A 25,331-nucleotide genomic window follows, 5' to 3' on the forward strand; every position below is an offset into this window, starting at 1 on the left:
TTCGTCTGTTGGCTGGTCTCAGTGTCGGCGGGACCGGCGGGCCAGCGACAACCAACCGAGGAACCGGGCGTGCATCGCGGACGGGTCCGGGCGCAGCCCAAGGCCGTACACGTCGTCGATCGCCTCCTGCATCGACGCGGCCAGGTAGAACGCCAGCGCGATCGAATGACCGTAGAACTCGGTCACGAGCGCGAGCTGAGCCGGGCCACACGGCCAGGGCGCAGCGCAGTTGCGGCACAGCCACGCCGGGCGCATCGGCAGGTGCGGACGAGGGCGGGCGATCATCCGACCTGCACCGGACGCCGACGGCGTTTGGCTTTGCTGGTCGATTTGACGGGCAGGGCCTGCAACCGCACGCCCGCACGCATCACGTACAGCTCGCGCCGCTCCACCGCGTCGCCGGCCGCGTTCAGCTGGTAACCCTCAATCCAGACCCAACCGTCGTACGTGTGCCGCTCGGGCAACTCGCGGATGACGCGCACGAAGATCGGGCGTAGGAACTGCACGCTCGCCGCGGTGGTCAGGTGGACCACGTCGCCGGCCTTCATCTTCCCGATTTTCTCGGGTTTGTCGTCGGGCACGGTCTCCCCTTGGTGCCGTTGGGAAGGGGCCGCTCCCGTGAGTGCTCGCCCGCCGGAAGCGGCCCCGCTACGAACGCGACCGCCGGATCTCGTGGGCCTGCCAGCCGCGCCGCCTGGTGACACTCTGCTGTGGAGGCCACTACGCTCGGAAGGCGTTCCAGCTGTCCGGGCCGGAGCTGCCAGAACAGGCTCCAGACGTGAGGCACCTCGGGTAGTCGATCTCCGATTTGAGGAGCGTTGTATGGCTGACGTGCCAAGTCCCCTCGCGGACTTCATCGTGAGCGAGATCCGCCGTGCTCGTGGAGCGTCCGGGATGACGCAAGAGTCGTTCGGCAGGGCAGCGGGCTTCAGCGCCTCACACGTCAGCGCCGTGGAGAGCGGCACCCGAGCGCTGACGATGGACTTCATCCGGGGAGCGGACCGCGCCTTCAGCAACGACGGGCTGTTCGGACGCCTGGTGGTAAAACTCGGCGCACCGTCATGGTTCCTGCCGTGGCTGGACGCCGAGCGTGGCGCACGACAGCTTCGTCTCTTCGAGCCACTACTGATCCCGGGCCTGCTCCAGACCGAGAACTACGCCCGCGTCGTGATGCGCCTGAACGACCTCATGTCCGCCACTGAGGTCGACCAGCAGGTGAGCGCCCGCATGAGCCGACACAAGATCCTCACCGGTGACAGTCCGCCGCAGGTGGTCGCCGTGCTCGACGAATCCACGCTCCGCCGCGCGGGCGACGAATACGCCGGCATCATGGCGGAACAGGTCGCCCACCTCATCACCGTCGCCGAGCTGCCCCACGTTCACGTCCATGTGATCCCGGCGGGCGCAGGCCTCCACATCGGGTTGTCCGGACCGTTCGCGCTGGCGCGGGCCGGCGACGGGACCTGGGTCGGGCACCTCGAAAATCAGCTAGGCGGGATCGTGGTCGACAACGAAGATGGGCTACATACTCTTCAGACGAGGTGGGAGAACGTGAGGAACGAAGCACTCCCGCGCCGACAGTCCAACGAGCTGATGAAGGAAGTGCACAGCCACCATGGACCTCACTAACGCCACCTGGCGCAAGTCCCGGCGCAGCGGATCGTCCGGCGGCAACTGCGTCGAGGTCGCCGACAACCTGCCCGGCGTCGTCGGCGTCCGAGACAGCAAGGACCCCGCCGGCCCGGCCCTGACCTTCGGCCCGGCGGCCTGGCGGGCCTTCGTCGTTCACGTTGCCGCGCGGCCTTAACCAACGCCATGCGCTGGAAGGCTTCGCGCCGGACCAAAGCGCCGCAACCGACCACGTCCCAGATCACCGCGCTACCGCGACGGTAGTCCATCGACCTGCTGAAGGAAGTGGAGAGCCTCATAGACCTCAGTAACGCCCGGCGGTGCAAGTCGACCCCGCAGCGGCGCGAGCGGCGGGAACTGCGTCGAGGTGGCAAGCAATCTGCCCGGCGTTGTGGCCGTGCGCAACTCTAAGGACACGGCGGGATTCGCGTCGACCTTCGCCCACGCCGCTTGGGCAGCGTTCGTCGCCCAAGTGGCCGAGCGGCCCTAACCGGGCGCAGCGCTCCGCGCGGCTGGCCTGGTCCCCGACAGACGATTCGACCTGCACGCCGGATTAGTAACGGCTAAGGCGCCTTGGGTCGGCGTCTCGGTCGCCTGACACCTACTCAATGTCGTTACTGGGGCGTCAGGGCATCACCTGTGGCAGCCGGCTTTGGTCGCCCCAAAGTTCGACATCAGCAGGTAGCGAAAACTCTCGCCCCTCGACCTCTGCCCGCTTCCTGGCCTTCGCCAGATACGCGCTCACCTTTTCTCGCGCTTTGAGGTTGCCGTTTTGGGCAGCCTGGATCATACGCGAATATTCAATCCACCGCACATAAACGTCACGCATCAGCTTGGTCTTACTGTCGGGGCTCAGGAAGCCCGCGTCAGCGCCGAACACAGCATCTGTATGCATCTGCCACCACGAATCGGCGGGCATTCCATCATTCACGTATTCAATTCCAGCTATTCGGGTGCTACAGGGAACCATCACGTCATGGCATTGCCGACAAAGTGGCACCAGGTTGCAGGGGTCATTAGATCCACCCAGAGCAAGATCTTGTAGATGAGCCCGCTCGAGCCATCCGCTCGCCGAGTTCCAGACCTCCCTCAGGCTCTCAGGCGTATCATCATCAACTGGCGCCAGCCATCCGCATCTGAAGCAGAACGGCTCCCCCCATCCAATGTAGCTGGCATCCAGGTCGGGAAAAACCTCGCGATACCTTGTCCTCCAGTAATCCACGATGCCATACAGGCTCGGCGTGCCACGTCGACTGCGTCTCATGCGCTCCATCCAAACAAGACTCTTGGCAGCGAGCAGACTACGGAGAACGTGTGACAATTCCGCTCGACCACAGGTCCCGGGTATTCGTCAGGCTGGACGGCTCCCCACCGAAGAGGTCGTCGATTGCTCGGCAGGTCCACTGCTTGCTGGCGGGCACCAGGTGCGTGTAGGCCCAGAGCGTGAAGCCGAGGTCCTGGTTGGCGCCCCACTCACGGACATCGACGGAGCGCGGGCGGCCGGGGTGCGGATAGTCGGGTATGCGAACCGCTCAGCCAAGGTCGAGACCTTCCGAGCAGCCGGCGGATGCAGTGATCACCACTATGCGGGAAATCGCTGACGTGTTAGTCAAGCGGCTTAGCACCTGCTGTCGGCTTCTTCTCGGAGGACTTCGGCTCGATCATTGCGTGAAGAAGTGTGGCAACACCAAGGGCACCGAAGAACCCTTCTTGAATCGAAGTGACGAGACCCAGAGCAGTTCCGGTACCTGCGCTCGCCACCAAGATCAATAAGATTCGCAGGCTCATTGACGTCCCTCCTTCGCGCCTTGCTCAAGCCTGGAGGGTGGCGAGAGTGGGCTTAGCCACTTATCCGGTGAGGTCTGCGGTTCGAGCGACGTGGTCATGCCTGCTCACCACCGCTTCAGAAGTTCACAGCCGTCAGAATTTGCCGTAACGCTCTATGATGCATGGGTGGTTGCTACCGAGCGCCGGTGCCAGATGTGCAGGTCTCGCCTTCCCGAGCGGAGCAGGAGAGACAGGAAGTACTGCTCTAACGATTGTCGACAGCGCCAGCATTACAGAAGACGGCGATTTGACGGCAGGGATCCCGATACCTACAGCCTAGGAACGCTTCGCCTGTATGGCCTGATCTATTCGGTGGCTCGACGCTTAGAAGAGCCAATTTCGCCAGCCCGGATTGCGCTCGAAGTTAGACGTGAGTTCCGAATGCCGTTTCAAGTGGAACAGCTGCCCAAGTTGTGCGCTCGGCTGGGATGCGGGATGCCAGTGAACCCGCAATCTCGAAATGACCGGGCATTCTGCTCCAACGCCTGCCGACAGCGCGCATATCGTCATGCTCGCCGGAGCGAATCCGCAGACTAAGTCAATCGATTGGCGCGATTTGCGATTGGTGTGTGTACGCGCTTCCGAATCGTGCTTGGGCGTGCGCACACCATGCTGCAGAGCGCTGCGACTGGAGCGTGGCGGGTTCAGACTTTCTTTACTTGGTCACGGCGGCCCGCTTCGCAGGCCGCTCGCGCCGCCGAAGCTGGGCCGAGCCGATCACCCGCCGCCGATGCGACATGCGAAGAAGCACCAGGCCGCATGATTGTTGGACGTTGAGTCACAACATCACCGCCTTGACCTGGCCTGCTGTACTTGTCTATGTGGAACGTGACTGGCTGGACTACGCGGGATTCGTGTTCAACACCCTTGCGACAACTGTCGGTGTCGTCGGCTTCTTTATCGCCGTCAACGCCTACAGGCTTGCTAAACAGCAAGGCCGCAAAACGTTCGAGCTAGAAGTTTTAAGGGAACTCACACTCGAACTCGACAGGATGATGGAGGATGCTGAAGAGTTCCCTCGACGGTCCCCGCTGCCAAGGCTGTCGCCTGGAGCACTAGGTCGAATTCATTTACTTCCTGAGGTCGAGGTGCAAGCTTGGCGCTTCTTGCACGAGGTCATGCTCGGGAATGCTAAGCCTGAGGATCTGGTAGAGCTTACGGCGGCGAAGCGGTTTAGAGAAGGAGGCAACGAACGCGAATCGTATTCCCTATACATTCTTGCAGTTAACGTTCTCGCCAACGAGGTCATTCACGCAATGCGCAAGCGACTCCAATAGGAGGTCACGAACGCGGACAGACGAGGCCAGAAGAACTGCACAGATCTTGTAACCGAGTTGTCTGTGCCAACTGTCTAGCCCCACGTGTCTAGCCCCACGTGTCTAGCCCCACGTGGCTAGCCCCACGTGTCTAGCCCACGTGTCTAGCCCCACCTGATGCTTGACGGATCCGTCCCAGGTGTTGCTTGACGGTTGGTCTAGGTTCCTTGCTTCGGACGTTATAGATCAATGCGTTGCTCGACGGCCGTTGGGTCGTCTGCCTCGCCGAAGCGCAGCACGGCGTGTGCTGGTCTGGCGGGAAAGGCTCGTAGCTGTGGTTCCATCGCGGCGAAGAGCCGGTTTGCGTCGGGGCCGTATGCGTAGAGTTCGACTTCGCCGCCACCGACCAGGTTGCCGTCGAACTCTCCGGCGTCAGCGGCCCCGATCGCTTCCTTCAGGCGAGCCTGGAGTGCATAGATCGCCTTGCGTTCCATTTCCTCCCCGAACCGATCGTCGGACAAGGCGTAGGTGACCAGGACGGCGTGCTCAGGCGAAGTCATGGGCTATCCCATCATCGGCCGGTGCCGGGCCAGTCGTGGCCACAGCAGAAGCGATCTTGCGGGGTCGGTGGGCTTTGATGCTACGGACGGGTTGGTCGTTGGTGCGTCTGACAGTGCGGGGTCCGGCGTCGGTGTGGATGGTCAGGTCGGTGTCGGTGACCTCGATCGTGACGGTCTTGCCGGCGTGGGTTCGGCCGAGAGCGACTTTCTGTCCGACGACCATGACCACGCCGGAGTTCGACGCCCTGCGTTGAACGGGCACTGGTCCGGTTGCTGGTTGTGGTGGCGGGCCAGCGGGGCGGACACCCCGCAACCGGCTGATGTCAGCCGGGGCCAGCGGGTTTGGTCGGGTCCGCAGCAGCTGACGGGTGTCGAGGTCGAAGAAGCTCAGCGTCGCTGCTTCGATGCGGACCCCGACCCGGCGGCCGCCGAGGATTTCCGCGGCTAGGACCAGGTGCTGACCCAGCGACACGCTGCCGGCCCGATTCACGGTCCGGTCCACCTCGACCGCTTCACCCTGCTCGGCCGGCGGCAGCGGTGGCGGACCGGCCGGGCGGCCGCCCTGGCGCATCAGAGCAGCGAGGTCGGCGACCGACAGGTGCGAACGCACTGACTTGATCCGGGCGCCGGCGATCAGCAGGTGGATGACGTCGGTGTCGGCCCAGAACGTCACCGTGACTCCGGAGCGGACCGGGCCGAGCCAGAACTGTTTCCCGGCCACCTGCAGATTGCCTGACGGTGGAACGACCCGGTCGAACTCCACCGCTGACGGCGACCAGTGCTCCACCGGCTACGGGGCGATGACCAGCTCCGACCAGGCCGGCGGTTCGACCGGTGTCGTCACCGAGGCGGGCAACTTGACCGGCACCACACCGGGTTCGGCCGGCCGGAAGCGGCTGGCGGGAAACGCCATGTCGAGGGACTGATGCGGCCGGTCGGTGTTGTATTCGTGCCGGAACACGGTGATCGCCGCCTGAGCGGTGTCGATGTCCGGCCAGACCGGCACGTCATCAAGCAGCTCGCGCCGCAGGCTCTGGTGGAACCGTTCCACCTTGCCCGTGGTGGTCGGTGTCGCGGGCTGGGTGAGCCGGTGCACGATGCCGTTCTCCCGACAGATCCGGTCGAACATCACCTCACCGCCGTTGCCGAACCGGGCGGTGAATTGCTTGCCATTGTCGGTCAGCACTTCCTCGGGCACGCCGAACTCCCGCAGCGCCTCGGCGAACGCGAGACAGACCGCACGGCCGGTGGCCCGCCGCACCACCGAAGCGATCACGCAATACCGGGAATGGTCATCAACGCCGGTGACGACCTTGGCCTCCGAACCGTCGGCCAGGAAGATCCCGCCGACGATGTCCATCTGCCACAGCTCCATCGGCCGATCACGTTCCCAACGCACGTAGTCCTTACGGCCCCGACGACGCTTGGCCGGGGTCATCAAACCGTGACGAATCAGGATCCGATAGACCGTCATCCGCGACGGCACCGGCTCGGGACAACCATGACGGCCCAACTCGAACGCGATCCGCCGCGACCCCCATTTCGGGTGGTGTCGGCGCAGCTCGCACACCAACGCCTCCACCTCCGGCGACGCCTGATGAGCACACCCGTCCGGGCGATGAGACCGGTCCTGCAAGCCGACCAGGCCCTCGTCGGCATAACGGCGCAGCCACCCATGCACGCTCTGCCGCGACACCCCGACCTCCTCGGCCACGTCCACTACCGGATCACCAGCCAGGACCGCCATCACGGCCTGATACCGCTGTTCCACGATCGACATCTCCACCAGTGCCAATCCCGGCTCCCAGATCGAGTGCTACCGCAACAACACGCGATCAAGAAGCCAAACGCTGATCATGTCAAGCATCAGGTGGGACGCGAGTGTCAAGCATCAGCCGTGACGGGACAGGCAGACGGGATGGCGGCGCCGTTGAACTAGTTCTTAGCGGTCGGCTTTCTTCTCTGCTGGGCGACTGTCGTCGAATCTGCCGAAGGCTTTTGCGCCGCCCGACTACCGCCCTGCTTTGCCTCACGGTTGTAAAGCATCCTTAATGTTAGTGCAATCACGAACTCGTGCCTCAAGGGGTAAATTGGAAATTCTTTGCCCCTTTTCGCCCTCGCCTTCGCGTAGCTCGGGAGAAAGTCTGCCCAGACCTGGATGGCGCGGGGTTGATTTAGCGCAGCATCTAGTTCTCCGATAGTCTTAATCCCCAGAAGGCCTGCGTGCTCTGCGATTGATGAGATATCGATTGAAACAGCACCTTTTTGGCTGGCGTCAAGGCTCCCGAAATCCCTCGGTTCGTTCACGGGTGCATGCAACGACTCAATCTTAGCCGCAATCCCGGCAATCGAAATGTTGCCCAACGTTGCCTCAAGAGCGTCGTGGTTAACGGGTAGAAGCTTCCACTCTTCGACTGAAGAAACGGTGGCATAGTGCTCCCGCAGGGCCTCTACGTCCGCTCGGAAAGAATCGAATAGGCTGTCACTTACCTCGATTAGGGCAGCCACTTGGTGCAACTTTCGCCTTACTTCATCTGGGATTTCTTGGTCTGTCTTGTAGTCTAGGGCATGGCTAATCGATGCCCAGGCGTGCTGCATGATAGTGCGTACCTGGATTTCACAATTAAGGTCCGCCATTGTGATCCATTCGGCCAAGGTTGACCGGTTGCCCTTTAGTCGCACAATCATGTGCTGACTCGCGTAGCCAAACGCGTCTGGTTTCCCAAATCCGTGGGGCACCTCTTCGATCACGTCGAATTCAGACCTAATTATTGCGCAGATGGCTCGTAGGTCGGAAGTATAGCTGGTAACAATCCGAATTCCGGCGAGGTCCGGTATGAGCTGCAAGCTGTCGTAACTCTTAACGGATAGCTTTTTCTGCAAACTCTCCGGATCCTTGGCGCGCGCATTGATCTCGACATGGTTGTTTGCGTAACTCAAGAGTTGGCCAAGGAGGCGTTCCATCGAGGAAGCAAAATCAACATATCTGTGTCGTTCGGACATGTACTGCCGGAGCAGTTCAGATGCCTTCTCGGAGGAGACGCCCTCGACCTCATGAACGATCATGGCAGCACGATACCCGCATCAATGTCGAGAGTGGGTAGTGCGCCATTATCTGACAAAAGTCAACTGAGGAGTGTGAGCAGGGACTGCTTGTATCTTGCCTGAGGGCGCAAGAGCATGATCCGGATCATGCGCGGAATGATCAACGTTCCAGTGGTAAAGCATCCACAGGGCCCGCTCGTGGCCGGCCCGGTCTTGGGGGCTCATGAGCGCGAGGAACCGGCGGTCGTGGTCGCTGAACTGGTCGGCGATGTGCATGGCGGCGTCTTGCAGCTCGTCGTCGGTCATGGGCTCGTCGTCGTAGTCACGGGTCGGGGTCACCGGGATCCTCCTGCCTGCCGGGGGATAGTGTCGTCGCCCAGCTTGCCAAGGTTCGGCCCGGCGCGGGGGCGGCGTTGCCGGTGGTATGCGACTGGCTTCACTGGTGACGACGTCTGACCAGGTGCAAGGCATAGCCAACCCGAGAGGGTAGTGGCACCGTGAAGCGCAGCAAGGAGGCAGCGTAAGCACTTGGCGTTAGGTACGGCTCTCGTGCCTGACTTCTACCGCTCTGGACTCAGCTACACCCAGGTCAGCCCTCATCGCTACCTTGAGTGCCTCGAACCGCCGCTCGACTTCGGCCAGCATCGTGGAACCCGTTGGAGGTTCGTCGCCTACGCGCACCGCCTCGACTGCAATAAGCTGTGCGTAGAGCGCTTCGGCGGCTCCTTGCACCGATTGGCCAGCCAGCAGCTCTACCTCCATCATCACGGGATCCAGTTGGTTCGCTGCCTGCCGGTAGTGAAAGGTTCTGCGGGCGAGGTAGTTTCGATGAGCTTCCTCCGCTGACTCCCCAGGGAATGGTGTGCCGCCCCAATCACGGACGTCGCGCACCCACTCTGTGAACGCTGCCAGCGTTGCGGTGTAAAGCGATTTGCGCTGCTCTACCCATCGGCGATCGTCCTCCCGGAGCTGTAGAGCTACGGCTCGTTCCTGTTCAGCCTGCTGCTGCTGCTTCAAAACCCGAACAGACGACCTTGACTGAATCAAGGCACCTACCAGACCCGCAACGACCGCGCCTGCTCCAGGTATAGCCAGCTCCCACCACTGCGCCACAGCCACCTCCACTGGGCAAGATGCCATGTGGTTGCAAGAAGTCAATGACAGCCCACCGGAGGCCGCTCCTACTGGCCGTCGCTGGGCCGTCTGGGGCCGTTACTGGGCCGTCGAGCACCGACCAATGACGACCGACGACGACCAACAGCACCCGAAGAAATGCCAGGTCAGCCAACCCTTACGGGCGGCTGGCCTGGTGGGCGACGGACGAGTCGACCTGTACGCCGGATTCTGTGCGCGGCGCGTACCCTGAGGGGTTTGCGCCGGCGGCGGCCATCCATCTCGGCCTGCCGTTGCCGGCAGGCTCCAGCGGCCTACCCGCAGACATCGGGCGGGCAGCCCTCAAGCGTCTGCGCCGGGTCGTCATCTTGCGGTGACGGCCCTTGCTTGGCCTTGCTCCGGGTGGGGTTTACCGAGCCACCCCGGTCACCCGGGGTGCTGGTGGGCTCTTACCCCACCGTTTCACCCTTACCGTCCCCGTTGGGGTCGGCGGTCTGTTTTCTGTGGCACTTTCCCGCGGGTCGCCCCGGGTTGCCGTTAACAACCACCCTGCCCTGTGGAGTCCGGACGTTCCTCGGCGGCGGGCCGAAGCCCGCCGACGCGGCCGCCCGGTCGACTCGTCCGTCGCGCTCTCATCCTAACGACGAGCGTGCTGCCGGTATTGCCGCCCCGCCCGAGCAAGATCGCGCAGCTCAAGAACGATCCGGCGAATGCGTGCCGTAGGGCAACGGCTAGCCTCGTGGGGCTATGGATCTCTCCCACGCCGCGCTGCTGCTCGCCGCCGGTCTCGCCGCTGGCACTGTCAACGCGGTGGCCGGTGGTGGTTCGCTGATCACCTTTCCGGCGATGATCGCGATCGGGTTGCCCCCGGTTCCGGCGAACGTCAGCAACTCCGTCGCGGTCTTCCCCGGGTACCTGGCCAGCGTGGCGGGCAGCCGGCAGGACCTGCCGCGTCCCCGCGCGCTGGCCACGCTGGTGCCTACCACCATCGTCGGCACGATTCTCGGGGCGTTGCTGCTGTTGGCCACTCCGGCCCGCGCGTTCGAGCTGGTCGTACCCTTTCTGGTCCTCGGCGCGACAGCGGTCCTGGCCTTCCAGGACCCGCTGCGCCGGCTCGTCGGTCACCCCCGGGACCTGTCGCCACGCCGGCGGACGGTCACGGTGCAGGCGATGGTCGGGCTCGGCGCCGTGTACGGCGGTTACTTCGGTGCGGCGCTCGGGGTGATGCTGGTGGCCGGGCTGGCCCTGGTGCTGGACGCGACACTGGCCCGGGTGAGCGCGATCAAGAATCTGCTCTCCGCGGTGGTGGGGTTGACGACGCTCGTGGTGTTCGCCCTGTTCGGCCCCTTGAACTGGGCGGCCGTCGCGGTGGTCGCGCCGGCCACCCTGATTGGGGGGTACGCGGGCGCCCGGCTGGTCCGTCGGCTGCCGTCGGTGGTGCTCAAGACGGTGATCGTGGTGTTCGGTACGACGATCGGCCTCTACCTGCTCTGGCGCGCCCTGAACTGACGGGCGCCCGAGGCCAAGATCCACGCAACTTCGGGGAAAGTGCTGCCTCAACCGGCGGCGAGGCAGCAGTTTCCCCGAAACTGCGCGGATCTTGGGAGCAGGGGCCGTGGTCAGTAGGCCTCGCCTACCGGCTCCTCGGCGGTGTGTTCGGTCTCCGCGGCGGCGCGATTCCAACGGGACCAGAGCACCCGCTCGCCGTAGCCGGCGGCCATCACGTGTGCGAAGGCCAGGTAGACCAGCACGCCGACGGCGAGCACCCCGAAGCCGACCCAGAACGGCAGCGACAGCGACTGCTCGGCGAGCTTGCCGGAGATGATCGGCGCCGGCGCGGCGGCACCCCAGCGGACCAGATTGAACGCGCCGCTGGCGACGCGCCGGTCGCTGGAGCCGAGGCCGAGCGCCAGGTCGGTGAGGTTGGCGTTGGCGAGCCCCATGCAGAGTCCGGCGAGCACCAGGACCACGAGCGCCTCGGCGGTGCTGCTGGAGGTGGCGAAGAGGACCATGCAGGCCAGGAGGCCGGCGATGGCCACGCCGACGGTCTGTACCGCGCCGATGCGGTGGGCCAGCCGGTGACCGATCACCATGATGCCGGCGGCCAGGCCGAGCCCCCAGCCGGTGAAGGCGAGCCCCAACGGGATGACGTCCAGGCCGAGGAAGAGCGGCGTGTAGCCGAGCACCACGAAGAACACGAAGTTGTACGCGGCGGTGACCACGCAGAGGGCGATGAACGCGGGCCGGCGGTAGGTGGCGAAGATCTGGCCGACGCGTACCGGGGCCTGCCGGTTGGTGGGTTCGCGGAGTTTGCGGGAGGCCACGCCGAGGGCGAGGACCATGAAGACGCCGCAGACGAAGAACGGCAGCCGCCAGCTGACCTCACCGAGCAGGCCACCGATCAGCGGTCCGACGGCGAACCCGAGACCGAGTGCGGTCTCGAAGAGGCCCACCACCCATTCCCGGTCGACGGCCAGGTTGACCAGCACCACCATGGCGGTGGCGAAGAACATCGCGTTGCCCAGCCCCCAGACGCCGCGCAGCACGGACAACTGGACGATGTTGTCGCTGAACGAGGCGAGGATCGCGGCGAGGCCGACCACGGAGACGCCGGTGATGAGCACCGGCTTGAAGCCGAACCGGCCGCTCGCGAGGGTCGCCGGGATCATGCCAAGGGCCATGACCGCGATGTACGCGGTGAACAGCAGCTCGACCTGCCAGGCGGTGACCCCGATCGCCTCGCCGATGGCGGGCAGGATCGGGTCGACGACGGCGATGCCGGCGATGGCGAGGAATGCCACCAGCGTGGTGGCGTAGATGGCACTGCGGTTCGGTTCGGAACGCCGATCCACTCCGACTCCTCAGGTAGCTGTATCGTACAGGTACTTATTCTGTATCATACAGCTATGAGCGACGACCATGACGAGAGCACCCTCGGCCGGATCGAGACCGAGGTGGCCCTGCTGATGCGCTTCGGCGAGGCCACCCGGCGGGCCACCGGCACCGCCGAGCACCGGGTCCTGGACCGCGCGGCGTACGTCATCCTGCGCCACCTGGCCGACGCCGGCCCGCAGAACGTCTCGGCGCTCGCCGCCCGGCTCAACCTGGACGGCTCGACGGTCACCCGGCAGGTGTCAGCGCTTCAGCGCGACGGCCTGATCACCCGCACCCCGGACCCGTCCGACGGCCGCGGCACTGTCATCTCCCCCACCCCGGCCGGCCTACAACGGATGGCCGTCGTCCAGGCCGCCCGCACCCGGCTCTACGGCGACATGCTGGCCGACTGGAGTGGCGAGGACCGAGCCATGCTGGCAGCCCTCCTAGCCCGCCTGAACCAGGCCCTGATAAACCGCAACCGCCCCCGCTAACCCCACCCCACTCCCACTCCCACTCCCACCCACCCCACCCCACCCCACCCGCCGCGCCCTACCCCAACCCGCCTCGTCGATCTTGCACTTGTGGTGGGGGACAAACAGCGTGAATCACCACCGGCCGGGCACCATAACTGCAAGATCGACGCGGGGGACGCGGGGCGCGAGGAGGCGAGGAGGCGAGGAGGCGAGGACAGCGCGGGACAGGTTGATGACTCGCAGGCATCATGATGCCTGTGAGTCATCACGCTGGTCGGGGCGTCCGCCCCACGACGACGACCGTGCGGGTTGGTGCGGCCAACTGCCGTCGATGGCTGTCGGATCAGTACGGCCGCCGGATCCCTCGCTCCGAAAGCCTCGCTTCGTAGAAGCTGAGCAGGCCCTCCACCTCTCGGACGCCCGGGCACCGACCCACGTCGGCACCCGGGCGTTCGTACCTGAGGTCAGGCGACCGGCTCGCGGGCCGAGTCGGCGTCGCGGTCGGTGCCCGGGGTGACCCGGGGGTCGCCCTCGTCGGCGAAGTAGTCGTCCGGCTCGGTGCCGTCGGCCCCTTCCTCGACCTTCGCGGCCCGCAAAACGAGCGTCACCAGCGCCGCCACGGCCAGGTTGACCGCCACCGCGACGATGCCGACGTAGATCGTCCGGGTGGTGTCGAACCCGAACTCCGACAGCGGGAACGCCGAGCCGCCGAAGTGCTTCCGGGTCGGGCTGGCCACCTGGTAGAGCATCCACATGCCCAACCCCATGCCGGCTACCCAGCCGACGATCAGGCCGGTGCGGTGGAACCAGCGGGTGTAGAGGCCCAGCGCCACCGCCGGCAGCGTCTGCAGGATGATCACGCCACCGATCAGCTGGAGGTCGATGGAGAACTGCGGGTCGAGGAAGACGATGCAGGCCACCGCGCCGACCTTCACCACCAGTGAGGTGATCTTCGAGACGTTCGCCTCCTGGGCCGGGGAGGCGTCCCGCTTCAGGTACTCCTTGTAGATGTTGCGGGTGAACAGGTTCGCCGCCGCGATCGACATGATCGCCGCGGGCACCAGCGCGCCGATGCCGATCGCCGCGTACGCGACACCGGCGAACCAGTCCGGGAACTGCTGGTCGAACAGCAGCGGGACGATGGTGTTGTTGTCCACCGAGCCGGCCGAGTTGCCGGGCAGCGGCTTCACACCGGCCGCGATGGCCATGTAGCCGAGCAGCGCGATCAACCCGAGCAGCAGGCTGTACGCGGGCAGCGCCGACATGTTCCGCTTGATCACGTCGCGGTTCCTGCTGGCCAGCACACCGGTGATGCTGTGCGGGTAGAGGAACAGCGCCAACGCCGAGCCGAGGGCCAGCGTCACGTACTGAAGCTGGTTGTTGCCGTTGAGCAGGATGCCGTCGTTCGGGTTGGGTGAGGCGTCGAACTTCGCGTCGGCGGCGGCGAAGATGTCACCCCAGCCGCCCAGCTTGTACGGCAGGTAGACGACCGCCACCAGGATCACGATGTAGATCAGGCTGTCCTTGACGAACGCGATCAGCGCGGGCGCGCGCAACCCCGACTGGTACGTGTAGGCGGCCAGGATGGCGAACGCGATGATGATCGGCAGGTGTCGGGCCAGTGCGTTGTCGCCGGTGACGCCCATCGTCTTGAGCACCGCCTCGATGCCGACGAGCTGCAACGCGATGTACGGCATGGTGGCGACGATGCCGGTGATCGCGATCAGCAGCGCCAGCACCGGCGAGTCGAACCGGTTGCGGACGAAGTCGGCCGGCGTGACGAACCCGTGCCGGTGCGACACCGACCAGAGCCGCACCAGCACCAGGAAGACCAGCGGGTAGATGACGATGGTGTACGGCACGGCGAAGAACCCGGCCGCGCCGGCACCGAACATCAACGCCGGCACCGCCACGAAGGTGTACGCGGTGTAGAGGTCACCGCCGACCAGGAACCAGGTGATCCAGCCGCCGAAGCTGCGCCCGCCCAGCCCCCACTCGTCCAGGTGCGCCATGTCCTTCGGTGCCCGCCACCGGGCGGCCACGAAGCCCATCACGCTGACCAGGAGGAACAGCACGGAGAAGACGATGATTTCGGTGAGATGGTCACGCCACATCAGGAACCACCCCGCTTCTTCGTCATCTGGTAGACCAACGTGGTGGTGCCGACGCCGAGCAGGATGAAGGCCAGTTGCAGCCAGTAGAAGCGTGGGAAGCCGAAGACCCGGGGCGAGTCGCCATTGAAGAACGCCGGGATCAGCGGCACCACGATGGGGATGAAGAGCAACCAGTTCCAGGGGCTGTGGTCCTTCGCCCTGGACGGCGCCGTGGTGGGCGCCTCCGGTTCGGGTGCAGTCATCTGACACACCTCCGGGGAGTCGAGGCATTGGCTGTAACGGCCGGAGGCTACGACTCTGTGACGGCGGTCACTGTGCCCGCCTGGGAGGTGCTGCGCCCAACGGCCGACCGGGTGCGCCGAACGGCGCGCCCAACCAGCCGAAGGGTGAACGGCTCAGAGAGCGGAGAGGTGGGCGGTGTCGTTGACGGTGCGCACGGCCACGCCGCCGTCGGGCCACATGTCGAGCACCGAGATGCCGGCCGCGTCCAGGAAGAGCCGGTGCAGGAAGCCGTCACCGGCCGCGAGGGCGTCGCGCAGCACCAGCTTGATCGGCGAGACGTGCGAGACGACCACCACTGTCTCACCGGGGTACGCGGTGAGCAGCCCGGAGATGACGCGGTGCGCGCGTTCGGCGACGTGGGTGAACGACTCCCCGCCCGGCGGCGCGATCCGGGGTGAGGCGAGCCAGGCGTCCATCTCCCCCGGCCACTGCTGGCGCACCTCGGCGAAGGTGCGCCCCTCCCACTGGCCGAAGTCGCACTCGATCAGGTCGTCCTCGGTGCGGACCGGCACGTCACCGAGCGCCCCGGCGATCGACGCCGCGGTGGCCGTACACCGGGACAACGGTGAGCTGAGCACGGCCGCGACGGACGGCGCCAGCTCGGCCACCCGGGCGGCGGTGGCCCGGGCCTGGGCCCGGCCGCGCTCGGAGAGCGGCACGTCGCCGCGCCCGGAGTAGCGCTTCTGCTCGGTGTACGGGGTCTCGCCGTGCCGGACCAGGATGAGCCGGGTGGCGGTGAAGGTCGGCCGTGGCTCCCAGGAGGCCGGCGCGGTGGCCGGGTCGCTGCCGGTCGCGGGTGTCCCCGCGGGCTGCTCGGTGCCTGCCGCCGCGGGACGGGCGGGGGCCGCGGTCGCCGGGGGACGACCAGCGGCTGCGTCCATGGCGGCGTTGGCGAGGGCGTCGGCGTGCCGGTTCTGCTCGCGTGGGATCCAGCTGAACCGGACCGCGCTGAACCGACCCACCAGCGCGGCGGCCTGGGCGGCGAGGGGCCGCAGGCCGGGGTGCTTGATCTGCCACCGGCCGCACATCTGCTCGACCACCAGCTTGGAGTCCATCCGGACGTCCACCTCGGCGGCGCCGAGTTCGGCGGCGGCGGTCAGCCCGGCGATCAGGCCCTGGTACTCGGCGACGTTGTTGGTGGCCGTGCCGAGCGACTCGGATCGCTCGGCGAGCACCTCACCGGTCTCCGGGTCGCGGACCACCGCGCCGTAGCCGGCCGGGCCGGGATTGCCCCGGGACCCACCGTCGGCCTCGATGGAGACCACGCGTGGCGCCACGACCTACAGGCCCGACTCGTTGGTACGGACCATGATCCGTCGGCAGTCCTCGCAGCGGACCACGTCGTCGGGGGCGGCCTTGCGGATCCGGGCCAGGTCGGCGCCGGACAGGTCCAGGCGGCACCCGCCGCAGCGGCCCGCGGTGAGCAGCGCGGCACCCAACCCGGTGTCCTCGCGGATCTTGTCGTAGAGGTTGACCAGGTCGCTCGGGAGGTCGGCGGCGAGCGGCTGACGGGCCCCCCGCTTGAACTCCTCCTCCTTGGCGATCTCGGCCAGCGCTTCGTCGCGGCGCTGCTCGGTCGCGGCCCGCTTGTCCCGGGTCTCGGCCAGTCGCTGCTCCACGCCGTCCAGGACGCCCTGCGCGGTTTCCCGCTGCTCCATCAGCTCCAGCTCGGCGTCCTCAAGGTCGCCCTGGCGGCGCTTCAGCGAGACCAGCTCATGCTGGAGCGCCTCCAGCTCTCGGGCCGGGCCGGTGCCGGCGGCCAGCCGGTTCTCGTCCTTCTCCTTGCGGGCCCGGACCTGCTCGACGTCCTTCTCCAACCGGGCGATGTCCCGGTCCAGGTCGTCCACCGCCACCTGGGCGCGGACCCGCTCGTCCTCCATCGACGACAACTCCCGGGCCAGCGACTCCAGCTCGGCCCGCTCAGGCAGCGACCGCCGACGGTGGGCGAGCTGGGCGAGGTTGGTGTCGATCGCCTGGAGGTCGAGCAGGCGGCGCTGCACCTGAGGGTCAGCCTTCACGGTCGGGCTCCTTGTCGTCCACAACGGGTGCGGCGGCGTGCACGGTCCACGGGTCGGTGTCCAGGTCGGACACCAGCGTCTCGACGTCCAGCGCCTCCCGGAGGAAGGCGGCCAGGTCGTCCAGCCACGGTCGTTCGGTCGCCCAGTGGGCGGCGTCGATCAGGGCGGGACCATCGGCGGCGAGGTGCTCGCCGGCCGGGTGGTGCCGCAGGTCGGCGGTGAGGAACGCGTCCACCCCGGCGGCGGTCGCGGCGCCGAGGAAGCTGTCCCCCGACCCGCCGCTGACGGCGAGGGTACGAACCATACGCCCGGGATCCCCCGCCGCGCGAACTCCCCAGGACGTGACGGGGAGCACCGAGGCGGCGTGCCGGGTCAGTTCGGCGAGAGTCATCGGCTGGGGCAGCTCGCCGATCCGGCCGAAACCCCTGTCGTCGCCGTGGGCGGGCGAACCGGGCACGGGCCGCTGGAGCGGGCGGAGGTCGGTGAGCCCGAAGCGGGCGGCGAGGGCGTCGGAGACGCCCGGGGAGGCCACGTCGGCGTTGGTGTGTGCCGCGTAGAGCGCCACCCCGGCCCGGATCAACCGGTGGATGATCCGCCCCTTGAAGGTCGTCGCCGCAACCGACGACACCCCGCGCAGCAGCAGCGGATGATGCGCGACGATCATGTCCGCGTCGGCGGCGAGGGCTTCGTCGACGGTTTCGGGCACCACGTCGACCACGCAGAGCACCCGGCGGACCGGGGCGGCCGGCTCGCCGAGCACCAGGCCCACCCGGTCCCACTCTTCCGCCCAGACTGGCGGAAAGCGCCGTTCCAGCTCGGCCACCACGTCGCTGACAGTGGAAGCGGATCCGCTTGTGCTCACGGCGGGCCAGCTTACCGGCGTGGAGGCCACCGGGCGGTCACACCCGGCCCGGCCACGTCGCGCGGGAGGTCTGCCGGAGGCGCTACGCGGCGCTCCAGGAGACGGTCTGCAACGCCGCCAGCGGCATCGCCCAGGGGAAGGTGTGCGTGTGCTGTTCCCCCGTTCCGGGTGGATGCAGGGCGATCACATCGTCGCCGAAGAGCACAGTGACGCCCCACTCGGCCAGCCGGGCCACCCCGGCACGGAACGCCGGATGGCAGGCCATCGCCGCGTTGGTGTACGGCACCGCGACGATGGGGACACCCTTGCCCTGGGCCTCGACCAACAACCCGAGCGCCAGGGTGTCGGTGATCCCGGCCGCCCACTTGTTGACGGTGTTGACGGTGGCCGGGCAGACGATCATGGCGTCGGCGGGCGGCAACACGTCCGGGTCACCGGGATTCTTGTAGTGCGTCCGCACCGGGTGGCCGGTCTGCCGGATCAGGGCCGGCTGGTCGATGAACTTCGCGCCGTCCGGCGTGGTGACCACGCAGACGTCCCAACCGTCCTGTTGGGCCAGGTCGACCAGACGGCCGACGTGCCGGGCCAGCGGCGAACCGCAGGCGATGACGTAGAGCACCTCGCGGCGCCCGCTGTTGCGCGCTGCACCGGCCATCACACCGGCTCCGCGCTCATACCCCTACTCCCATGTGCTCAGCCAACTCCGCTACCGGAGAAGGCGGCGCACCACGTGTGCGACGGAGGATGTCGGACATCACCTCGTGCGCGATCGGCCGGCAGCGGATCTCCGACGGAGCGAGCCGATCACCGAGCAGCAGCATCTCGCCGGCGTTCGCCACGTCACCCAGCTGGGCGTACCCGCGGGCGATGTCGAGCAGGTGGTGGGCGCGACGCTCGGGCAGCAGCGCGTTGAACGAGGGCTCCGCGATGCGCAGCTGGTGCACCTCCACGGCCCGCCCCCCGTCGCCCAGCTCCACCGCGGCGGCGGCCCGGTGCAGTTCGACATTGGTCGGACCGAACGACGTCCAGTAGTGGTTGTGGTCGCCGCCGAGCAGGGTGGCGGCCTCCTGCGCGCAGTTGATCAGGTCGTCGACGCTGGCCGAGTCGCCGATGCGGGACGCTGCCATCGCGCCCTGGAGCAGCAGCATCCCGTAGACGGAGAGCCGGGCCGGGGAGACCTCGTTGCTCCCACCCGGTGCCAGTCGGTTGGCGATCTGGACGTTCAGCTCCAGCGCGGGACGGGCCCGCCCCATCGCGACCAGGGCGTTGCACACCCGGGTGGTGGCGATCCCGGCCAGCAGCGGGTCGTCGGCCCGCTGGGCCACCGCCATGGACCGGTCGGCGGCCAACCAGGCGAGCTCGCACTCGCCGAGCTTGCGCAGCACGGAGGAGGCGATCTGGTAGACCTGCCCGAGCAGGTGGGCCGCCTCGGCGGCCCGGTCACCGCCGTAGGCGGCGTCGGCCGCCTGGGCGTCGCGCAGCAGCTTCGGCAGCGCCCGGGTGAGCATCCCGTAGCGGCCGTACTGGTAGGTGAGCCAGGCGTGGTTGACGGCCTTGCGCATGTCGTCCATCGGCGGCGGGTACGGCGCCGCGTCGAAATACGCGCTCATCGAGTCGTAGCGTTCCAGCGCCGCCCGGATCTCCTGCACCTCGACCTGGTCGATGCAGTTGAGGGCGTCGGCGCGCCGCTCCGGATCCTTGCCCATGAGCAGCTGCACATCCATCTGGAGGATGTCGGCGATCTCGTAGAGGACGGAGAACTTGTCCAACCGGCGGACGCCGCGTTCGACCTTGTCCACCCAGCTCTTGGACTTGCCCAGCCGGTCCGCGAAGACCTGCTGCGACATCTTGCGTCGCCCCCGCCAGTAGGCAACTCGCCGTCCTATGGGTAGCTCGTCCATCTCCCCATCCTCCCCTGCCACCGACGACCAATCGAGTCGGGGCGATGTCCGCGGGTGCGGCGACTTCTGTTCACTTTCAGGTTTTGCCTGGTCGCACAGGATGTACGTCAGCCGTACAGCTGGTCCTCGTACTTTTCGTGCAAGTTGCACGAGCCGTTCGTCAACCTCAACGATCGTGGGTTACGGCAGTGACGGTGCTCGACATGCGACCTGGCGAACGCCGGGCCCGACGAGAGGAGTTGGCACACATGTGGGGGAATGTCGGACCACGCGTCGCCGAACTGTCGCCGCTGGAACGCGTCCGGCTGCGCCGGGTCGCCATCCGGTACGCCGTACACGGCTGGGAGGTCACCCCGGGTGCCTGTCTGGCCCGCAGCCGCTTCGTCTGCGGCCGGGCCGGCTGTCCCACAGTGGGCTGCCACCCCGCCCTGGAGAACTGGGAAATGGCCGCCAGCGCCGACCCGGCCCGGGTGGCGACCTGGTGGCGGAGCCGACCGCACGGGGTGCTGCTGCCCACCGGCCGGGCCTTCGACGTGCTGGAGGTGCCCGCCCACCTCGGCCGGCACGTGCTCGATGCGGTCCAGATCCACCCGGCCGGCACCGGCGTACGCGGGCCGGTGCTTGTCACGCCCACCGGGAGGTGGATGTTCCTGGTCCGCCCCGGCGATCCGCTCCGACCGGAGTTGGAGCACTGCTTCCACGTGGTCCGGCACGGGCCGGGCTCGTGGATCCCCGCGCCGCCCACCCGGCTGCCGGAGGGCACGGTCCGCTGGGCGGTCGCCCCCGAGCAGGCGCGCTGGCAGCTGCCGGATTCCTACCTCGTACAGAACACGTTGATCGGGGCGCTGCGGGCCACCGGGGTGACGCTCGCCCCCGACCTGCTCCCCGGTCACCTGCCGCTGCCCCGGCGAGGCATGTGAAAGCGGCCGGATCGACGATTCGATCCGGTGCCCGACAGCGTCGCCGAGGCGCCGGTCCTCGTTGACAGGGGGACGGTGCGAACGCGCGCCACGAACGGGGGAACGATGTCCAGCAACGACAGAGCGCCTCACCCCGGCGGCACCGAGCCGCCCCGGCGCAGCCACCCAGGACGCCGGTGGGCCGGCACCCGACCGTCCGGCTCCCGCCCCGGCCGCCCACGCCCCACCGGCTCCCGCCCAGCCGGCACCCACCGCCCCCTCCGCTAGTCGGTCAGCGGGAGGGCGACTGAGTGGTACTGGCGGGCGTTGTCGGTTATCGCCGCGTGGGTGTGGTCGTCCAGGCGGTTCAGCCAGTTGAGGCCGGGGGTGCCCATGGCGAGGGCGGCGGTGGCGTACGCGTCGGCCACCCCAAGGTCGGTGCCGACCACAGTCACCGAGCGCAGCCCACTGGCCGGCGCGCCCCGGCGCGGGTCCAGCACGTGCCGTCCCCGCTCGTAGACGCCGGACGTGGCCACGGCCAGGTCGGTCCCGGTGAGCACCAGGCAGGCCGCCATCGCGTCCCACGGGTGCCGGATGCCGATGCGCCACGGCTCCCCGGACGGCGACAAACCCCGCACCCGTACGTCGCCGCCGGCGTTCACGCAGTGGTTGACGGCACCGGCGGCGACCAGGCGGTCCGAGGCGATCTGAGCGGCCCAGCCCTTGACGAAGCCGGACGGGTCGAGTCGACCGGTGGCGTACGCGTCGAAGAATCCGTCGGTGGCGCCCCACAGGTCGGCGCAGGTCTCCAGCACGTACCGCAGGTCCGCGGACGCCTCGGAGAGCAGCACCTCACCCCTGTCGAAGCGGCACACCTCGCTGTCCGGCTTGTAGGTGCTGAATCGCGCGTCCACCTCGTGCATCCAGGCGAAGACCTCGTCCGCCAACTGGCGCAGCGTCGCCGGTGGCAGGTCGTCGGCGAGGTCCAGGGTGATCGTCGTACCCATGATCTGTTCGACCCGGCACAGCCCGGGTCGGGTCAGCGTGGCCCGCACGTCAGAATGCCTGCTCGATGGCGGACCGCAGCGACTGCTTGTAGGAGTTGCTGGTCTCGGTGGCCCCGGAGACGGTGTTGAGGCTGGCGTTCTGCTTCTGCACCACCTGGCCGCCACTGCCGTCGTAGGAGTTGCGGACGTCGCCACTGTGGATGTCGGACTCACCGCCGCTGGGCAGCGACAGCGCGACGGCCTCGACGATCCGGTTACCCGAGACGACAATCTGCACCTGCACGTACCCGTACTCGTTCTGGAAGCCGTTGCCGGTGACCCGGCGGGTGGTCGACTGGGGCGCCTTGGTGGTGGTCCGCGGAGCGCTGGGGGCCTTCGTCGTCCTGGTGCCCGACGGGCGGGCGGTGGTCTTGCCGGGCTTGGGCGACGTTGACGGCTTGGCGCTTCCCGACGACGTCGGCGCTGCGCCCGCCGGGTCGGTGCCCGGCGCACCCGCTGCGGTGCCGGGATCGGTGCCCGGCCCGGAGGGGTTGACCGGCTGGGCGGTCGGCAGGTTCTGGGCGACCTGGCTGGTGCTCGGCGAGCCCTTGAACACCACAAGCGCGGTGGTGCTGGCGGCCAGGCCGGTGATCGCGAGGAGCGCGCGACGCATGGGGATGCCCTTCCTACAGCTCGAACGTGGCCAGGTGGATCTGCCGTCGGGGCACGCCGGCCCGCCGCAGCGCCCGCACCGACTGTTCCACCAAACCGGGTGGCCCGCACAGGTAGACGTCGCGCCGCGCCACGTCGGGCACCAGTTGCCGCAACCCGTCCGGGCTCATCAGTTGGCGGGGGCCGGGGTCGTCGCGGGAGCCGATGACGTACCAGACGGAGGTGTCGCGTTCCTGGGCCAGCCAGTCCAACTCGCGGCTGAGCAGCACGTCGGCCGGTGTCCGGGCCCGGTAGATCAGCGCCGCGCCCGGCGGCAACTCCTCCAGCATGGCCCGGATCGGCGTGATGCCGCTGCCGCCGGCGATCAGCAGCGCCCGCTCGCGGAGCCGGTGCGCGGCGGTGAAGGTGCCCGACGGGCCTTCGGCCCAGACCCGGGTGCCCGGTTCCAGGTCGCGCAGGTCGGCGGTGTGGGTGCCGACCACCTTGACGGTGACCCGCAGCCAGCGGCCGTTGGCCGCGGCGGAGACGGAGAACGGGTGCGACTGCCACCAGCAGCCCCGGGTGAGGAACCGCCAGCGGAAGTGTTGGCCGCCGAGCATCGCCAGCCGGCCGAGCCGCTCACCCGTGAGATAGATGGAGATGGTGTCGGGGCTCTCGGCGACCACGTCGGCGACCCGCAGCTTGTAGCGCAGGTTGAACACCAGCGGCGCGATCACACGACCCCAGAGCAGGGCGGCGACCACCAGCAGGTACAGCGCGATCCAGCCGGTTCGCACCGGGCCGGGCCGGTACAGCTGCGCGCCGTGGGTGAACTGGTGGCCGAAGCCGAGCAGTAGGACCAGGTAGCTGGACAGGTGCAGCAGGTGCCACATCTCGTACGGCAACGCCCGCCGGATCGCCCGGATGCTGCTGAACCCGACAAGCATCATGATGCCGGTGGCGACGAACGCCGAGACCATGTCCTCGTAGTCGCCGAGCAACGTGCCGACCTCGGCGAGGACCGACTGCTTACGCAGGTCGGCGTAGCCGACGAGGATCAGCGACATGTGCGCCAGCACGGTGACCAGCAGGGTGGCACCGATGTCCCGGTGCCAGCGGGCCGTCTGCTCGCCGCCGATCCACCGTTCCAGCACCGGCAGTCGGCTCATCATCAGCACCTGCACCAGCAGCAGGTAGCCGGCGACCAGGCCCGTGATCCGGCCCGCCGCGGTGACGGTGGCCGCTGTGGTCCGCAGCGATCCGGCGGGGGTGCCCAGCCACCAGGGCAGCACGCTGGCGAGCAGGCCGACCAGGAGCAGCACGCCCAGCAGCCGTCGGCCGCCGGGCCCGCGCCGGTCCGGGATCTGCGGGGGTACGGGCGCAGCCGACCGGCCGCCGTGCCGGGACGAGGTCCCGGTACGACGGCCGGCGGCGTGGGTGTGCGAATACGTCACGCGTACAGCTTCATCGGGGCGTACTTCTGGCGGGGGAAGACCTTGTCGACCTCCGCGTTGGTGAGCCCGAACCGGCCCTGCGCCACCGCGCCGTAGACGTTGAACATGTTGTTGTACTCCGGCACGTCACCGGAGTCCAGCTTGTCCAGGCCGTTCCAGGTGCCGAGCAGCGAACCGGCCAGCTTCTTGCCGGAGAGCACCGTGACAACGCCGCCGTGCCCGTGGTCGGTGCCGCCGGTGTTGGAGCCGACCCGACGGCCGAACTCGCTGGACACCATGATCGTCACGTCGGCGGCCTTCGGGCCGAGGTCGGTGAAGAAGGCGGCCATCGCGCTGGCCAGCTCGTTCAGCCGGCGGTACAGCTGGCCGCCCTCGCGGGTGCCCTGGTTCTCGTGGGTGTCGTAGCCGCCCATACCGACAGTGGCGACCCGCACGTTGGCGCCGCCCTTGATCAACTGGGCGAGTTGCTGGAAGGCGTTGCCGACGCCCTCGTACTTGACGCCCTCGGCGGGCTGGTACGGCTTCGCGGCGAGCTTCTGGGCGGTGGCCAGCGCGCCCATGCCCTCCTGCACGGCCTCCTCGACCGGGTGGTTGATCCCGGTGAAGAGCCCCTTGATGGCCTTCTCGGTGGCGGCGCGGAACCGCTCGTCACCGTTGAGGCGCAGGGAGCCGACGCTGTTCAGCGAGAGTGCGCCGTTGTTGCCGACCAGCGAGCGGGGCAGCGTGCTGCCGACGCCGACGCTGCGGAACGCGGTGCCCTTGCCCAGGTTGTCGACCAGACCGTCGAGCCAACCCCGGCCGCCGGTCTCGTTGGGCAGGCCGCCCAGGTTGCAGGCGTCCGCGGCCTGGAAGTGGCTGCGGGACAGCCGCTCGTCGGAGACCGCCGGGATGAAGCCCAGCTGCCCGGCCGAGAGCCACTTCTCCAGCGGCTTGAACGCGCTGGTCATCTTGAAGCCGCGGCCCAGGGCCAGCGAGTCGTTGCCGAGCAGCAGGTCGGGGCGGGCCTTGTTGAGCGTCGGGTCGTTGTCCGGCGCGACAAGGCTCAGCCCGTCCAGCCCGCCGTAGAGGAAGACGTGGATCAGGGTGCCGGTCTTGGTCGCCGCGAACGACGCCGAGGTGGTGACGAACTGGGCGGTGGCCAGCGCGGTGGCGGTGGCCGCGGCACCGGCGACGAAGGTCCGCCGGGTCACGCCCCGCCCGTCCTGCTGGGCTTCCTCCAGGTTCTCCAGGGTGCGGTACCTGTCGAACTCGGCGGCGTTCTCGGCGGCGACGATGTCCGCCTCGGCGCGCAGCAACGCCTCGGCCGGGTTGTCGGCCAGCCGTCGCACGTCGGGGCATTCGGGGTGCAGGGGGAAAGAGTTGTACACAGTCTTCTCCATCGGGT

27 protein-coding genes, 1 other RNA gene and 2 pseudogenes are annotated in these 25,331 nt (G+C 67.7%); 8 read left to right on the plus strand and 22 right to left on the minus strand.

What is annotated here, in order from left to right; genetic code table 11:
- Positions 1-18 precede the first annotated feature (18 nt).
- Together IW249_RS34060 and IW249_RS01045 are read right to left on the minus strand one after the other, a co-directional pair.
- On the minus strand, positions 19-186 hold the full coding sequence (locus IW249_RS34060) for a hypothetical protein (protein WP_231392369.1): 168 nt from the start codon (positions 184-186) through the stop codon (positions 19-21).
- Positions 187-281: 95 nt separating this feature from the next.
- Positions 282-581 carry a hypothetical protein gene (locus IW249_RS01045; RefSeq protein WP_372432919.1) on the minus strand — a complete coding sequence of 100 codons (300 nt, stop codon included), beginning with the start codon at positions 579-581 and terminating at the stop codon, positions 282-284.
- A 241-nt stretch (positions 582-822) separates the two neighbouring features.
- Between IW249_RS01045 and IW249_RS01050 the strand changes: the two genes are divergently transcribed.
- The 3 genes from IW249_RS01050 to IW249_RS35135 all read left to right on the plus strand — a co-directional run bounded on the left by IW249_RS01050 (position 823) and on the right by IW249_RS35135 (position 2,119).
- Positions 823-1,629, plus strand: a complete 807-nt coding sequence (locus IW249_RS01050) for a helix-turn-helix domain-containing protein (RefSeq protein ID WP_196919049.1) — start codon at positions 823-825, stop codon at positions 1,627-1,629.
- Entirely contained in the window at positions 1,616-1,807 is a 192-nt protein-coding gene (locus IW249_RS01055; protein ID WP_196919050.1) for a DUF397 domain-containing protein, read from the plus strand. Before IW249_RS01050 ends, IW249_RS01055 begins: the two co-directional genes overlap by 14 nt.
- Positions 1,808-2,020: 213 nt before the next feature.
- Positions 2,021-2,119 (plus strand): DUF397 domain-containing protein, encoded by a 99-nt coding sequence (locus IW249_RS35135; protein ID WP_372433021.1) that lies wholly within the window; start codon positions 2,021-2,023, stop codon positions 2,117-2,119.
- 135 nt (positions 2,120-2,254) lie between these two features.
- Here IW249_RS35135 and IW249_RS01065 read toward each other — a convergent pair whose 3' ends face one another.
- Positions 2,255-2,560, minus strand: a complete 306-nt coding sequence (locus IW249_RS01065) for a hypothetical protein (protein ID WP_307788484.1) — start codon at positions 2,558-2,560, stop codon at positions 2,255-2,257.
- Positions 2,561-3,083: 523 nt separating this feature from the next.
- On the opposite strand from IW249_RS01065, the pseudogene IW249_RS34065 reads away from it, so the two are divergent.
- Positions 3,084-3,246: pseudogene (locus IW249_RS34065) on the plus strand (haloacid dehalogenase); the annotation flags it as partial.
- Here the strand turns inward: IW249_RS34065 and IW249_RS01070 are convergent.
- Positions 3,235-3,417, minus strand: coding sequence for a hypothetical protein (locus IW249_RS01070; protein ID WP_196919051.1), 183 nt, complete (start codon positions 3,415-3,417; stop codon positions 3,235-3,237). The pseudogene IW249_RS34065 and the gene IW249_RS01070 sit on opposite strands and share 12 nt — an antisense overlap.
- 860 nt (positions 3,418-4,277) lie before the next feature.
- Between IW249_RS01070 and IW249_RS01075 the strand changes: the two genes are divergently transcribed.
- Entirely contained in the window at positions 4,278-4,733 is a 456-nt protein-coding gene (locus IW249_RS01075; RefSeq protein WP_196919052.1) for a hypothetical protein, read from the plus strand.
- A 218-nt stretch (positions 4,734-4,951) separates the two neighbouring features.
- On the opposite strand, the gene IW249_RS01080 is transcribed toward IW249_RS01075, so the two are convergent.
- From IW249_RS01080 to rnpB, 6 genes and pseudogenes are all read right to left on the minus strand, one after another.
- Complete coding sequence (locus IW249_RS01080) at positions 4,952-5,272, minus strand: hypothetical protein (protein WP_196919053.1); 321 nt, start codon at positions 5,270-5,272, stop codon at positions 4,952-4,954.
- Positions 5,259-7,052, minus strand: a pseudogene (locus IW249_RS35140) (IS481 family transposase). Before IW249_RS35140 ends, IW249_RS01080 begins: the two are co-directional and overlap by 14 nt.
- A gap of 155 nt (positions 7,053-7,207) precedes the next feature.
- On the minus strand, positions 7,208-8,338 hold the full coding sequence (locus tag IW249_RS01095) for a GTP pyrophosphokinase (protein ID WP_196919059.1): 1,131 nt from the start codon (positions 8,336-8,338) through the stop codon (positions 7,208-7,210).
- Between the two features lie 45 nt (positions 8,339-8,383).
- Positions 8,384-8,656, minus strand: coding sequence for a hypothetical protein (locus IW249_RS01100; RefSeq protein ID WP_196919061.1), 273 nt, complete (start codon positions 8,654-8,656; stop codon positions 8,384-8,386).
- A 195-nt stretch (positions 8,657-8,851) separates the two neighbouring features.
- On the minus strand, positions 8,852-9,334 hold the full coding sequence (locus IW249_RS01105) for a hypothetical protein (RefSeq protein WP_196919062.1): 483 nt from the start codon (positions 9,332-9,334) through the stop codon (positions 8,852-8,854).
- A gap of 300 nt (positions 9,335-9,634) precedes the next feature.
- Positions 9,635-10,050, minus strand: an RNA gene (rnpB, locus tag IW249_RS01110) — RNase P RNA component class A.
- 127 nt (positions 10,051-10,177) lie between these two features.
- Here rnpB and IW249_RS01115 point away from each other — a divergent pair.
- Positions 10,178-10,939: a sulfite exporter TauE/SafE family protein gene (locus IW249_RS01115; RefSeq protein WP_196919064.1), complete on the plus strand. Its 762-nt coding sequence runs from the start codon at positions 10,178-10,180 to the stop codon at positions 10,937-10,939.
- Positions 10,940-11,049: 110 nt separating this feature from the next.
- Here the strand turns inward: IW249_RS01115 and IW249_RS01120 are convergent, their stop codons facing one another.
- On the minus strand, positions 11,050-12,282 hold the full coding sequence (locus tag IW249_RS01120; RefSeq protein ID WP_196919065.1) for an MFS transporter: 1,233 nt from the start codon (positions 12,280-12,282) through the stop codon (positions 11,050-11,052).
- A gap of 54 nt (positions 12,283-12,336) precedes the next feature.
- On the opposite strand from IW249_RS01120, the gene IW249_RS01125 reads away from it, so the two are divergent.
- A complete protein-coding gene (locus IW249_RS01125) occupies positions 12,337-12,798 on the plus strand; it encodes a MarR family winged helix-turn-helix transcriptional regulator (protein WP_196919067.1) in 462 nt (153 codons plus the stop codon).
- Positions 12,799-13,244: 446 nt separating this feature from the next.
- Here the strand turns inward: IW249_RS01125 and mctP are convergent, their stop codons facing one another.
- The 7 genes from mctP to IW249_RS01160 all read right to left on the minus strand — a co-directional run bounded on the left by mctP (position 13,245) and on the right by IW249_RS01160 (position 19,957).
- Entirely contained in the window at positions 13,245-14,894 is a 1,650-nt protein-coding gene (gene mctP, locus IW249_RS01130) for a monocarboxylate uptake permease MctP (RefSeq protein ID WP_196919069.1), read from the minus strand.
- Positions 14,894-15,136, minus strand: a complete 243-nt coding sequence (locus tag IW249_RS01135; protein WP_196919071.1) for a DUF3311 domain-containing protein — start codon at positions 15,134-15,136, stop codon at positions 14,894-14,896. Before IW249_RS01135 ends, mctP begins: the two co-directional genes overlap by 1 nt.
- Positions 15,137-15,289: 153 nt before the next feature.
- Positions 15,290-16,453: a bifunctional RNase H/acid phosphatase gene (locus IW249_RS01140; RefSeq protein ID WP_196919073.1), complete on the minus strand. Its 1,164-nt coding sequence runs from the start codon at positions 16,451-16,453 to the stop codon at positions 15,290-15,292.
- A 3-nt stretch (positions 16,454-16,456) separates the two neighbouring features.
- On the minus strand, positions 16,457-17,194 hold the full coding sequence (locus tag IW249_RS01145) for a zinc ribbon domain-containing protein (protein WP_196919074.1): 738 nt from the start codon (positions 17,192-17,194) through the stop codon (positions 16,457-16,459).
- Complete coding sequence (locus IW249_RS01150; RefSeq protein WP_372433022.1) at positions 17,184-18,020, minus strand: Nif3-like dinuclear metal center hexameric protein; 837 nt, start codon at positions 18,018-18,020, stop codon at positions 17,184-17,186. The genes IW249_RS01145 and IW249_RS01150 overlap by 11 nt, the downstream gene beginning before the upstream one ends.
- Before the next feature lie 118 nt (positions 18,021-18,138).
- Positions 18,139-18,711, minus strand: a complete 573-nt coding sequence (locus IW249_RS01155; protein WP_196919082.1) for a flavoprotein — start codon at positions 18,709-18,711, stop codon at positions 18,139-18,141.
- A gap of 16 nt (positions 18,712-18,727) precedes the next feature.
- Entirely contained in the window at positions 18,728-19,957 is a 1,230-nt protein-coding gene (locus tag IW249_RS01160; protein WP_196919084.1) for a helix-turn-helix domain-containing protein, read from the minus strand.
- A gap of 248 nt (positions 19,958-20,205) precedes the next feature.
- Here IW249_RS01160 and IW249_RS01165 point away from each other — a divergent pair, with 248 nt between their 5' ends.
- Complete coding sequence (locus IW249_RS01165; RefSeq protein ID WP_196924577.1) at positions 20,206-20,877, plus strand: bifunctional DNA primase/polymerase; 672 nt, start codon at positions 20,206-20,208, stop codon at positions 20,875-20,877.
- A 263-nt stretch (positions 20,878-21,140) separates the two neighbouring features.
- Here the strand turns inward: IW249_RS01165 and IW249_RS01170 are convergent, their stop codons facing one another.
- The 4 genes from IW249_RS01170 to IW249_RS01185 are packed head-to-tail and all read right to left on the minus strand — an operon-like array spanning position 21,141 to position 25,326.
- A complete protein-coding gene (locus IW249_RS01170) occupies positions 21,141-21,863 on the minus strand; it encodes an FAD:protein FMN transferase (RefSeq protein ID WP_196924578.1) in 723 nt (240 codons plus the stop codon).
- Positions 21,864-21,912: 49 nt separating this feature from the next.
- On the minus strand, positions 21,913-22,515 hold the full coding sequence (locus IW249_RS01175) for an FMN-binding protein (protein WP_196919085.1): 603 nt from the start codon (positions 22,513-22,515) through the stop codon (positions 21,913-21,915).
- Positions 22,516-22,528: 13 nt separating this feature from the next.
- On the minus strand, positions 22,529-23,947 hold the full coding sequence (locus IW249_RS01180; protein WP_196919092.1) for a ferredoxin reductase family protein: 1,419 nt from the start codon (positions 23,945-23,947) through the stop codon (positions 22,529-22,531).
- Positions 23,944-25,326 (minus strand): DUF1501 domain-containing protein, encoded by a 1,383-nt coding sequence (locus IW249_RS01185; protein ID WP_196919094.1) that lies wholly within the window; start codon positions 25,324-25,326, stop codon positions 23,944-23,946. The genes IW249_RS01180 and IW249_RS01185 overlap by 4 nt, the downstream gene beginning before the upstream one ends.
- Between the last annotated feature and the right edge of the window lie 5 nt (positions 25,327-25,331).

Origin of the sequence: Micromonospora vinacea, from assembly GCF_015751785.1 — a bacterium.
Classification (GTDB): domain Bacteria; phylum Actinomycetota; class Actinomycetes; order Mycobacteriales; family Micromonosporaceae; genus Micromonospora; species Micromonospora vinacea.

Coding starts and splice junctions, on each gene's coding strand:
- IW249_RS01050 (WP_196919049.1), top strand. CDS start 823: ATGGCTGACGTGCCAAGTCCCCTCGCGGACTTCATCGTGAGCGAGATC.
- IW249_RS01185 (WP_196919094.1), bottom strand. CDS start 25,326: ATGGAGAAGACTGTGTACAACTCTTTCCCCCTGCACCCCGAATGCCCC.
- IW249_RS01170 (WP_196924578.1), bottom strand. CDS start 21,863: ATGGGTACGACGATCACCCTGGACCTCGCCGACGACCTGCCACCGGCG.
- IW249_RS01135 (WP_196919071.1), bottom strand. CDS start 15,136: ATGACTGCACCCGAACCGGAGGCGCCCACCACGGCGCCGTCCAGGGCG.
- IW249_RS01095 (WP_196919059.1), bottom strand. CDS start 8,338: ATGATCGTTCATGAGGTCGAGGGCGTCTCCTCCGAGAAGGCATCTGAA.
- mctP (WP_196919069.1), bottom strand. CDS start 14,894: ATGTGGCGTGACCATCTCACCGAAATCATCGTCTTCTCCGTGCTGTTC.
- IW249_RS01165 (WP_196924577.1), top strand. CDS start 20,206: ATGTGGGGGAATGTCGGACCACGCGTCGCCGAACTGTCGCCGCTGGAA.
- IW249_RS01125 (WP_196919067.1), top strand. CDS start 12,337: ATGAGCGACGACCATGACGAGAGCACCCTCGGCCGGATCGAGACCGAG.
- IW249_RS01115 (WP_196919064.1), top strand. CDS start 10,178: ATGGATCTCTCCCACGCCGCGCTGCTGCTCGCCGCCGGTCTCGCCGCT.
- IW249_RS01080 (WP_196919053.1), bottom strand. CDS start 5,272: ATGACTTCGCCTGAGCACGCCGTCCTGGTCACCTACGCCTTGTCCGAC.
- IW249_RS01070 (WP_196919051.1), bottom strand. CDS start 3,417: ATGAGCCTGCGAATCTTATTGATCTTGGTGGCGAGCGCAGGTACCGGA.
- IW249_RS01155 (WP_196919082.1), bottom strand. CDS start 18,711: ATGGCCGGTGCAGCGCGCAACAGCGGGCGCCGCGAGGTGCTCTACGTC.
- IW249_RS01160 (WP_196919084.1), bottom strand. CDS start 19,957: ATGGACGAGCTACCCATAGGACGGCGAGTTGCCTACTGGCGGGGGCGA.
- IW249_RS01175 (WP_196919085.1), bottom strand. CDS start 22,515: ATGCGTCGCGCGCTCCTCGCGATCACCGGCCTGGCCGCCAGCACCACC.
- IW249_RS01055 (WP_196919050.1), top strand. CDS start 1,616: ATGGACCTCACTAACGCCACCTGGCGCAAGTCCCGGCGCAGCGGATCG.